The sequence below is a fragment of the Streptomyces flaveus genome (assembly GCF_014647675.1).
Classification (GTDB): domain Bacteria; phylum Actinomycetota; class Actinomycetes; order Streptomycetales; family Streptomycetaceae; genus Streptomyces; species Streptomyces flaveus.
Genome location: NZ_BMPQ01000049.1, coordinates 38129 through 48679 on the forward strand (window position 1 = coordinate 38129; position 10551 = coordinate 48679).

The window sequence follows — 10551 nt, forward strand, 5'->3', positions numbered from 1 at the left end:
ATCGCCCCGCGCGAAGGCGACACCTACGACCACGACTTCGAAACCATCGCCCGCACCCCAGGGCAACCCGTCCGCATGATCGGCCTCAGACAGTAGAGCCCTCACGGACGCGCGGACGGGCACCAAGCCTCTGGTCGGCCGCACACGCCACAGTGATATCGCGGCAACACCCACCGACGAAGGGCCCTCGTTCCCCGTACTGGCACCCGCCCCACGGACTGAGCTGCTTCCCCCGCATTCAGCTCGGGGCGCGACGCGCTCGGGCGGACGGCCGTACTCACCCGCCGACCCCGACAAAGGGGCGTACTCGAAGATCACCAGACAGCACTTCCGGATCGTCGTGTCCTGCCAGCGTCCCGAATCCGGCGTCCAAGGCCTTGTACACGCCACCCGCGGAGACCTACCCCAACGCCGGACCACCACATCTGCGCAGGTCAGAGCGGTTCGAACTAACGCTGATGGCAACGGAGTTGAACTCGCGAGCAGCGGATTCTGTCCGTTGACCCAACAGACTGAATCCGCGCCCTTGATGAGACGTTTCCGCAGGTCACAGACCGGCACAGCGGGGCGGGTGGGACTCGAACCCACGGCCGACGGATTATGAGTCCATTCGGGATCTTGGCGGCTCTTGCCGATCAGTGCTCATCCATGACGTTTCAGCAGGTCAGGCGAGGTGAGTGGTGTCGGTGCTCGTCAACACTTGTCGGTCTGTTCCCTTCCTTGTGGCCTCAACGCGGCCTCAATGAGGCCGCAAGGGGCAAGACCGACGGCGTCGAGAGTGATCTCGCCAGCTGGATAGGACCTCTCGAACTCGCACGCGGCGGATTCCCCTACCGACGGGCGAGGCTCCATCACATGTGCGGGCGTGGAATCTCGTGCCCGTTTCCGCGGTGCCGATGTCTAGCTTGCCTCGGGATAGAGAGCCCTGGCGCGCCGGTCGTCGGCAGCCTCTCGGCCCACCCCGGCCGCCTCCCCGTCGGATCAGACCGTGAACTCCCGGATCACCACGTTCCGGAACACCGCCTGCCCGTCGATCGTGAACAGCGCCAGTGCGGTGTCGGACGGGTCGGGGAAGGCCTCGGTCGAGTGCACGTACCGGCCGTCGCCGACGAACATCTCGACGGACGTGCGGTCGACGAGGATCCGCAGGCGGACCGTGCCGGCGGACAGGTCGAACGGCGTGCGGCTCTCCTGCCAGCGGCCGGAGGTGTCGGGGCTCACGGTGTAACCGCGGTTGACGAAGGCGTAGTCGCCGTAGACTCCCGCGTCGATGTGCCGCCCACCGTCCGACGACCGCCGCAACTGGAGGCCGGCGCCCACCAGTTGGTCCCAGGTGATCTCACAGGTCAGCTCGTACGCGGTACCCGTGTAGTCGAGCGGTCGTGTGCCGTCGACCGCGATGTCGCCGAGGTCCACCGTGCGCGACACATGGTCGTCCAGGGCCGCCACCGGCTGGGACGCCAGGTAATACGTACCCGACACGTGCTTCAGCCGTACCTCGCGGACGATCGAGTCGGTGCCGTTGAAGCCGTCGCACTCGATGGTGGGCGTGGTGTTCGCGTAGTCCCAGTGGTTCATCCAGCCGATCGCATACCGCGCGTCCGGGTCCACGACCCCGCTCGCGTCACGTTTGTCGAAGGTGACCGCCGCGTACCAGTCCCAGCCGTGGTCCAGCCACTGGGGATCGGACGCGTCGGCGGTGAAGGTCGTACCGTCGAAGGAACCCGTCCAGTACGCGAACGTGCTCGGCAGCCCGGAGCCCTTGCCGTTGGCGCTGACGCCCAGCACCCACTTCCAGGTCCCGTCGTCCGCCCTGATCCGGAACAGGTCGGGGCACTCCAGGACGCCGATGCCGCCCTTGACGAAGCCGCCGACGTACGTCCACGCCTTGAGGTCGGCGGAGTGGTAGAAGCCGACTTTGTCGTTCTCGGCGAGCAGCATCACCCACCGCCCGCGCTCCTCGTCGCGGATCACCTTGGGGTCGCGGAAGTCCCGTACGCCGGGGTTGGGGAGGACCGGGGCGGTGCCGTGGTTCGTGAAGGTGCGGCCGTCGTCCGTCGAGTAGTACAGGTACTGGGCCTGGGTGACGTCGTCGGGCGCCATGGTGGCGAGGACGATCACCGCGCCCGCGCCGAAGCCCGCGGTGTTGCCAGTGTCGACCACCGCCGAGCCCGACCAGACATCACCGTTGGGAGTCGTGTCCTTCGGCACGGCGATGCCCCGGTCGGTGAAGGAGACGAGGTCGGTGCTGGTGGCCAGGCGCCAGGCGGTCCCGGCCGTCGTGCCGCCCGTCGAGTAGTCGGGGTTGTAGAGGTAGTAGTAGTGGTACTCGCCGTCGATCCAGACCGGGCGCTGCGGGTCGTTCATCCACTGGTCGGGGACCGTGAAGTGGTACTCGGCGCGGTAGCTGCCCGTGCACACGGCCGTCGCCTCGCGGGCCGCCGCCACCGCCGGTCCCACGAGGTCCGGCAGCAGAACACCGGCGGCACCGAAGGCCGAGGCCGTCAGCAGCGACCGCCTGGACAGTGTCTCCCCCGGGCCGAGCGAACTCCTCTTCATGCCACGCATCGTGCGGCTCCCTTCCCCCGACGTCGTCGTCGGGACGCGGCTCATGGGACCGGAACCGTATACCTAACTCGTTAAAGGTCAAGCCCTCGCACACCCGACCGTTCCCCAACTTCCCATCCGCGCACATCCCTTGACAGAGCCGCAGCGGGGTTCTCATCATCATGAAATCAAACTTCGGCTAACACGAGTTAGGCTCGCCGATGACCGACTCGCTCCTCTCCCGACGGGCCCTGATGCGCTACGGCGCATACGGCGCCGGAGCCGCCGCTCTCGCCGGTGTCGCGGCCGGCTGGGACCGCCTCACCGCCGCCGACATCCCCGGCCGCGACGACGGCTCGCTCGTCATCGCCACCCTGGGCTCCGCCTTCAACCCCGAGGCGCAGCGCGCCCTGCGCGACGGATTCCGCGAGGTCCACCCCGACATCAGGATCCGCATCAACCCCGTACAGGCCTACGACTGGTCGGACTTCTTCTCCAAGATCCTCACCCAGATCGCCGCGGGCACGGCACCCGACCTCGTGTACGTCGCCACCGAGGGCGTGCAGCTCTTCGCCCAGCGGCTCGGCGTACCGCTGGACAGGTGGGCGAAGCGGGACGCGGCCGAGCTGCGCACGTACTTCGCCGACGTCCATCCCTCGCTGGTCGAGTCGATGATGTACGAGGGGAGCCTCTACCAGCTGCCGGTCGAGTTCAACGCGGCCGACATGTACCTCAACAGCCGGGTCCTCGAACGCGCGGGTGCCGACCTCCCCGACGACGACTGGACCCACGACGACTTCACCACGCTGCTGCGGGCGATGAAACGCAGCAACGGCGACCGGTTCACCCCGTACTTCTGGACCAACCGGCTGTGGGGCGGAGTGGTCCCCTGGCTCTTCGCCAACGACACCAACCTCCTCACCGAGTCCAAGGCCCCCGGCGGCGACTGGCTCTGGAACTCCTTCTATCCCGAGGCACAGCGGCGCGGCCGGGGCGGCGGCTACCGGTGGACGACACCCCTGGCCGACTCCGACCGCGTCGCAGAGGTCTACGACTACCTCTCCTCCCTCGTCCAGGAGGACCTGTGCACCCGGCCGGAGGGCGGCGACGGCCGCAACCTCGTCGGCGTCTTCTCCACCGGCCGCGTCGGTGTCACGCCCGCGGGCGGCTTCTGGGCGGGCGGCCTGCATCAGGCGGGCATGAAACCGGCCGACTACGACGTGCGGTACTTCCCGCGCTGGCGTACCCGGCGTCACCAGTTCGGCGCCGCCGGGTACGCGATGCTGCGCACGTCGAAGATGCGGGACGAGGCCTGGGAGTTCATCAAGTACACCGCCCGCAAGGACGTGATGACCCAGCTCTTCGCGGCCAACCAGACCACTCCGGCCCGCCGCTCCATGGTCGACGAGGCCCGCTACCGGGAGACAGGACCGGCCCACTGGCAGGTCTTCTACGACACCCTCGACAAGATCCCCACCACCGGCCCGATCCCGGCCCCGCCGCAGGTCAACGAGGTCGAGCAGCTGCTGATCAAGCACACCGGAACCGCCCTTGCGAGCCCCGGCGCGGTGCGTCCCGCGCTGCGCCGGCTGCAGGGGGACCTGGAGCAGGCCATGGAGCGTGAAGTGTGACGAACACCGAGATCAGGCCCGTGGGGCCGGAGCCCGCCCGCACCCGCAAGAGCCGCAGGAACCGCAGGACCGGTCAGACCCGTAAGGCATCCGAGTCCACGGCCGCCACCACCATCCGCACCCGGGGCACCCGCCTCCTGGCCGTACTGTTCCTCGCGCCCACCGTCGTCGGCATCGTCGTCTTCACGGTCGTACCGATCGTCGGCTCGGTCGTCCTCAGCCTCTTCCAGTGGGACGTGATCGACGACCCGCGGTGGACCGGAGCGGCCAACTACCGGGAGATCCTGACCGATTCGACGGTCCTCGTCTCCTTCCGCAACACGCTCGTCTTCATGGTGCTCGCGGTCGCACTCCAGTTGCTGATCGCGCTCGTGCTGGCGATCGCGGTGAACGGCCGGATGCCCAAGTGGCTGCGGTCCGTGTTCCGTTCGGCGTTCTTCTTCCCGCTGGTGCTGTCCGCCGCGTCCATCTCGGTGGTGATGAAGTACCTGTTCAACCAGGACTTCGGCCCCGTGAACTGGCTGCTCGGCACGGTCGGTATCCCCTCGGTCCCCTGGCTGACCTCGGAGAACGGGGCGATGGCGGCCGTGGTCCTGGCGTACGTCTGGCAGCAGTTCGGCTTCTCGTTCCTGCTGTTCGTCGGCGGCCTGAACAACATCCCGAAAGAGGTGCACGAGGCGGCTTCGCTGGACGGCGCGAGCGGGGTGCGCAAACACCTCGCCATCACCCTGCCGCTGCTGTCGCCCACGCTGCTGGTGGCGTCCGTGGTCGGCATCATCAACGCCCTCCAGGTCTTCGAGCAGCCGTACGTCCTCACGGCGGGCGGTCCCGGCGACTCGACGCGCACGGTCGTGATGGTCATCTACGAGACGGCCTTCGAGCAGCTCCGCTTCGGCGAGGCGTCCGCCGTGGGCGTCCTGCTCTTCGCCCTGATCATGGCGGTCACCGCACTCCAGTTCCGGCTCAGCCGGCGTTACGTCCACTACCAGTGAGCCGGGTGAGTCAGATGAGTACGAGTTCCCTCTCGGGTTCGGCATCGGGTTCGATGCCGGGTCCCCGCACGAGCCCCACCGCGTCACGCGTACGGCACGGCCTGGCGCCCTGGGGCCGGATCGCAGGCCTGGCACTGTGCGCCCTGTTGACGCTCGGCCCGGTCATCTGGACGGTGTCGACGTCACTGCGCACGCCGGCGGAGTCCTTCGACCTGCCGCCGAAGATCATCCCCACGGACCCCACCGTCGACGCCTACCGCGGGGTCTTCGACCAGATCGACGTCTGGCTGTACGCACTGAACTCCACCCTGGTGACCGCGCTGATCGCGGCCGGCCAGATGATCACCGCGGGCCTGGCGGGCTATGCCTTCGCCCGCCTCGAATTCCGCTTCAAGAAGCCGCTGTTCGCGCTGGTCCTGGCCACGATGATGGTGCCGTTGCAGGTCACGATGGTCCCGGTCTTCCTGGAACTGAAGACGATGGGTCTGACCGACACCCTGCTCGGCCTCATCGTCCCGGCCTTCCCGACGGCCTTCGGCACCTTCCTGATGCGCCAGTACTTCCTGGGCATGCCGAAGGACCTGGGCGAGGCGGCGATGATCGACGGCGCGGGTCCGTGGCGCGTCTTCCGGTCGGTGTACGCCCCCTTGGCGGCCCCCGGTCTCGCCATCGTCGGCGTGCTGGCCTTCAACTACCACTGGAACGAGTTCTTCCGGCCGCTGATCCTCGAAACCTCCACCGAGAACCTCACGCTGCCCCTGGGCCTGGTCTCCCTCCAGGGCAACCTCGGCACCGGCTCGATCTCCGTCGTCCTCGCCGGAGTCGTCCTCTCCATGATCCCCGCCGTCGTCGTGTTCGTCGTCGGCCAGCGCCCTCTGCGCGAGGGCATCACATCCGCAGGAGTCAATCGTTGAGTTCCGTGAGCCGGTCGACCGACGCCAACAGCCCGCGTTTCAGGGTCCGCCCGCCGGCCAACTGGATGAACGACCCGAACGGCCCGTTCCGCTGGGGCGATCGATACCACCTCTTCTACCAGCACAACCCCGACGCCCCCGTGCACACGAACGTTCACTGGGGCCACGCCTCCAGCCCCGACCTCGCCCACTGGGACGACCACGGGATCGCCCTGCGCCCCACGCCCGACGGCCCGGACGAGGCGGGCTGCTGGTCCGGCTGCGTGGTGGACGACGGTGGTGTACCGACAGCGGTGTACTCCGGGATCGACCACGACCACCAGGGCCTGAGCGCGATCTGTCTCGCCGTGACCGAGGACGACGGCCTCCAGAAGTGGAAGCAACTGCCGGTGCCGGTGGTCGCCGGCCCACCACCCGGCCTGGACGTGACGATGTTCCGGGACCCTTTCGTCTTCCGCTTCACCGGACGCCGCTGGGCGCTGATGGGCGCCGGCCACGCCGACGGCACCCCGTCCGTCCTGGTGTACGACTGTGAGGACCTGTACGACTGGCGGTTCGCCGGGGTCCTGCTGGACGGCCGGGACCCGGCGGCGGCCCGCGCCTTCGGCAAGCGGGCGATCGGCTGGGAGTGCCCGCAGTTGTGGGCGACCCCCGGGGGCGACTGGGTGCTGGCGGTGGCCCTGTGGGACGGCGACCCGCTGAGCACCGCGTACGTCACGGGCCGTCTGGTGGAGCAGGCGGACGGTGGACCGAGGTTCGCGGCCGGTACGGGCGGCGGCCCGCTGGACCTCGGCCGTGACTTCTACGCCCCCTCCGTCCTCCAGGACACGGAGCCCGGCCGCGCCCTGCTCTGGGGCTGGTCCTGGGAGTCACGCCCGCCCGAGGAGGTGGACCGCGCGGGCTGGTCCGGCGTCCTCACGGCACCCCGGGTGATGGACACCCACGAGGACGGCACGCTACGGGTCGTACCGGCTCCGGAGCTCGAACTGCTGCGAGCGGCCGTCCCGTTCACGGCCGCACCAGGACCGCACCGGCCACTCCCCCTCGCGTACGACCTGCTGGTGACTGCCCGTTCAGCGGCGACCGTGAGTCTGCTGCGGGCCACGTCCGGGGCCGAACTGACCGTGCGACTCGACCCGGCGTCCGGCACGGTGACCCTGGACCGCACGGCCTGGCCACGCTCCCGCCCGGACGGCACGGCCCCCCTGGTCCTGCCGACCCCGCCGGGCGAGACCCTCACCGTACGGATCCTCGTGGACGGCTCCCTGCTGGAACTGTTCGCGGGTGACCGGGCGACGGCCACGGAACGGGTGTACCGACGGGACGACGACATCGCGGAGCTGACCGTGACGGGGATGGACGTCGAGGTCACGGGCTGGGAGCTGGTCCCACCGAACCCCGCGTGACGACGGGGCACTCCAGCCGCCGGGTGGTGACCGGCGGCGCGGTCCCGCTGTCGATGGCGTCCAGGAGCAGGCGGACGGCCGTCTCTCCCATCGCGCGATGGGGCAGAGCGACCGTGGTGAGGGGCGGGCTGAGGAAAGCCGCCATGTGTTCCTGGTCGTCATAGCCGACGACGGACAGCTCGGCGGGCACGTCGAGGCCCAGGCGCGCGGCGGCGTGGAGGACGCCCGCGGCGACCCGGTCGTTGTAACAGACGATCCCCGTGGGCCGCCGGTGGGCGGGCACACCGTCCAGCAGCCGCAGCGCGCCCTGGTACCCGGCGGCGATCTCCCCTCCCGTCCGCATGATCCAGTCCTTCTCGGCGGTCAGCCCCACCGTCCGCAGCGCGTCCCGGAAGCCGCGCAGCCGTTCCGCGGTCGCGATGTCGTCCAGGCCGCCCACCAGGGCGACACGGCGGTGGCCCGCGTCGAGAAGGACGCGCGCGGCGCTGCGGCCGCCGGCCCGCTCGGCGGGGATGACGGCCGGGAGGGAGCCGTCCTCGGGGAGGCAGTTGGCGAACACGGCGAACGTGCGGTGCAGCCCTTCCGGGACTCGGGCGCGGCGCAGCGACAGCGCGGCGTAGATAATCCCGTCGACCCTCCGGTCGAGCAGTTCGGCGACGGCCGCGTCCTCGGCGACCGGGTCCTGCCCGGAGTCGACGGTGAGTACCAGGTGCTCACTGCTCCACGCCATGTCCATGGCCCCGCGCAGCAGCCGCCCGGCGAACGGCGAGGTGGCGATCTCGTCCGTGACCAGACCGATCACGGCGGTACGACTCCGGCGCAGGCCACGGGCGACCGCGTTCGGCCGGTAGCCGAGCCGTTCGGCCGCCTTGCGGATCTTCTCCTGCGTCTCGGCGGAGAGGTTGCCCTGGGCATGCCCGTTGAAGACGAAGGACACGGCAGTGTGCGACACCCCGGCAAGCCGGGCGACATCCCGCGAGGTCGCCCGCTCAGCCCCGCCACCCCGCGTCTTCTCGACCCCGCCCATGCCTCGTCCCCGCCGACTTTGCCTGATCAGGCAAAGCCTACCCGCGGGAGATGTTGCAGAGCCCGCCGCCGCAGACCGAATTGTCCGCTGCCATCCAATCGAGTCGTTTGACAGCGAACCCAGTCGTTTCGGCCTCCTTGCCAGCGAACCTAGTCGCGTGAGGAGCACCCGGGGGGTGCTGGGTGGCCGCAGCGACTGCGCACTTCCCGGGCTGGTACTGGTCGGCAACGACCAGGCGTGGCTGCACTGGCACGACGGTGAGCGAGAGCGTCGGCACGCTCCGGGCTATTTCGTGCGGCGCGCGGAGCCTCAGGGGCGGTGGTCGATGCTCACGTCCACCGCCGCGTGACAAGGGTCCTTGACGTTAAGACAAGTCACCTTTACGTTTGCCGCATGGAGAAATCGCAGGAGAACCGCCAGAGCCGAAGCGACATAGTCCGCGCCCGCGCCTGGTTCGTCGACTGGTTGCCGGCGGTCATCGGCCTCGTGTTGCTCAGCCTGATCTCGGAGTTCGGCCTCTTCGGTTCGGCGGGCTCGTGGAAACTGTTCTGGTCGCTGCTGAATCTCGCGCCGGCGCTGTGGGTCGTCCGGGCCGTGATCAGGAGCCTGCGCCGCGCCGACGAGTACCAGCGCCGTTGCCAACTCGAGGCCCTGGCGATCGGGTTCGGCGTGCTGGTCATGTCGATCCACACCGTCGGGCTTCTCCAGGCAGCCGGCGTGGGCGACCTGCGGCAGCTGGTCCAGATCAGCTTCATCGTGAGCATCCTGATCTGGATCGCAGCCCTGCTGTTCAAGACCCCGCGAACCCGATGAAGAACCGGCTCAGGGAACTGCGGGCGATGCGTCGTTGGAGCCAGGCCGACCTCGCCGACCGCCTCGGCGTCTCCCGGCAAACGGTCTACGCCATCGAAACGGGCCGCTACGACCCGAGCCTGCCGCTCGCGTTCAAGATCGCCGCCGTGTTCGGCGAACCGATCGAGGATCTTTTCTCCCCGGACGAGGACACGGACTCCAAGCCGTGAACGCCGGGACGCGTGCAACCCGGGCAGCTGAGGCTGCGGTCTGCGGCTCCTGACACGTCCCTCAGGAACACCAGCAACCCCCATGTGATCGTTTGCCATCCAATCCAGTCGATGCAGGGCAGTGCGACCCGAGCGACTGACTTCGCTGCCAAAGGGCACGAATGGGACACCGCGGTGGAACAGCCGCTGACCTCGGCACGCCGGGGTGCAGGTCGCCGTGCGACCGTGGACGTCCAACCGCCGTCCCTCGCGGCTGTCAGCATGCCTCAACGAGACTCGGCCTCGACCGCCCTCGACAACCGTCGAGGGCTCCCTGCGAGGCCGCTTTCTCTCGGGGCCGTTTCCTCACCACTTACCGGCCACGGCCAAGGCACATCCCGGGCGGTCCACAACCCAGAGGCCCCCCATCGAACTCTTCGACCGCATGCTGACGCCGGACCGGCGGGCGCTCGACGTGCTGAGGGTTGAAGTGCGCACCGGAGACGGGACCGGGAAGGCACGCCCGCACCGTCGGGGTCTACCGCCTGTGGCGCGACGGCGGCTTCGCCGTCGCGCCCTCCTCTCCGGCTTCCTCGCCGACGCCTACGACATCACCACCGCGATCTGGACCGTCGCCGCCCTCACCGCCGCCTCCGGCCTGATCGTCGCCGTCCGCCATGTACGAGACACACCCTCCAAAGCCCTGAGCCATACCCAGACGACTCGTCAGAGCCCAGTCTCCCGGGTACTTCCCCATACCTTCGGCCTCAGAATGGCCTCAACGCCGCAGCAGAGCCGACCAGAACACGCCTCACCGGCTACGTACCCGGGCGCATACATGCAGGTCAGAGCAACATCAGCCGACACAGACCAACCTGGCGTCAAACTCGCGAGCAGCGGATTCAGTCCGTTCAGGCAAAGTTGACGCTCCGGCACCCAAAAATGAACGTTTCCGCAGGTCAGCGACTCAGCGCACCTTCGGTGCGCGCCGGGGGCGTGGTAAATGCCGTGGCGCGCGCCGGAGGTGCTTCTG

9 protein-coding genes are annotated in these 10551 nt (G+C 69.0%); 7 read left to right on the top strand and 2 right to left on the bottom strand.

The features are described from left to right. Nucleotides 1-981: 981 nt before the first annotated feature. A complete protein-coding gene (locus IEZ21_RS44120) occupies nt 982-2559 on the bottom strand; it encodes a glycoside hydrolase family 32 protein (protein ID WP_189327441.1) in 1578 nt (525 codons plus the stop codon). A gap of 209 nt (nt 2560-2768) precedes the next feature. On the opposite strand from IEZ21_RS44120, the gene IEZ21_RS44125 reads away from it, so the two are divergent. From IEZ21_RS44125 to IEZ21_RS44140, 4 genes are read left to right on the top strand one after another with little or no spacing between them, the layout of a single operon-like run. After that, entirely contained in the window at nt 2769-4178 is a 1410-nt protein-coding gene (locus tag IEZ21_RS44125) for an extracellular solute-binding protein (RefSeq protein WP_189327442.1), read from the top strand. After that, nucleotides 4175-5170 carry a carbohydrate ABC transporter permease gene (locus IEZ21_RS44130; RefSeq protein ID WP_189327443.1) on the top strand — a complete coding sequence of 332 codons (996 nt, stop codon included), beginning with the start codon at nt 4175-4177 and terminating at the stop codon, nt 5168-5170. The genes IEZ21_RS44125 and IEZ21_RS44130 overlap by 4 nt, the downstream gene beginning before the upstream one ends. Nucleotides 5171-5223: 53 nt before the next feature. Further along, the gene (locus IEZ21_RS44135; RefSeq protein WP_033327945.1) at nt 5224-6084 is read left to right on the top strand and encodes a carbohydrate ABC transporter permease; all 861 of its coding nucleotides are present in this window, start codon (nt 5224-5226) and stop codon (nt 6082-6084) included. 5 nt (nt 6085-6089) lie between these two features. Beyond that, on the top strand, nt 6090-7490 hold the full coding sequence (locus IEZ21_RS44140) for a glycoside hydrolase family 32 protein (RefSeq protein ID WP_189327447.1): 1401 nt from the start codon (nt 6090-6092) through the stop codon (nt 7488-7490). On the opposite strand, the gene IEZ21_RS44145 is transcribed toward IEZ21_RS44140, so the two are convergent. Further along, the gene (locus tag IEZ21_RS44145; protein WP_189327444.1) at nt 7453-8517 is read right to left on the bottom strand and encodes a LacI family DNA-binding transcriptional regulator; all 1065 of its coding nucleotides are present in this window, start codon (nt 8515-8517) and stop codon (nt 7453-7455) included. The genes IEZ21_RS44140 and IEZ21_RS44145 overlap by 38 nt on opposite strands. 157 nt (nt 8518-8674) lie before the next feature. Here IEZ21_RS44145 and IEZ21_RS44150 point away from each other — a divergent pair, with 157 nt between their 5' ends. Genes IEZ21_RS44150 through IEZ21_RS44160 form a run of 3 tightly spaced genes read left to right on the top strand, consistent with a single transcriptional unit; the run spans nt 8675 to nt 9539 of the window. Next, nucleotides 8675-8866: a hypothetical protein gene (locus tag IEZ21_RS44150; protein WP_189327448.1), complete on the top strand. Its 192-nt coding sequence runs from the start codon at nt 8675-8677 to the stop codon at nt 8864-8866. 44 nt (nt 8867-8910) lie between these two features. Further along, a complete protein-coding gene (locus tag IEZ21_RS44155) occupies nt 8911-9330 on the top strand; it encodes a hypothetical protein (protein WP_051745383.1) in 420 nt (139 codons plus the stop codon). Then, entirely contained in the window at nt 9327-9539 is a 213-nt protein-coding gene (locus IEZ21_RS44160) for a helix-turn-helix transcriptional regulator (RefSeq protein ID WP_033327906.1), read from the top strand. The genes IEZ21_RS44155 and IEZ21_RS44160 overlap by 4 nt, the downstream gene beginning before the upstream one ends. The last annotated feature ends 1012 nt before the right edge of the window (nt 9540-10551 follow it).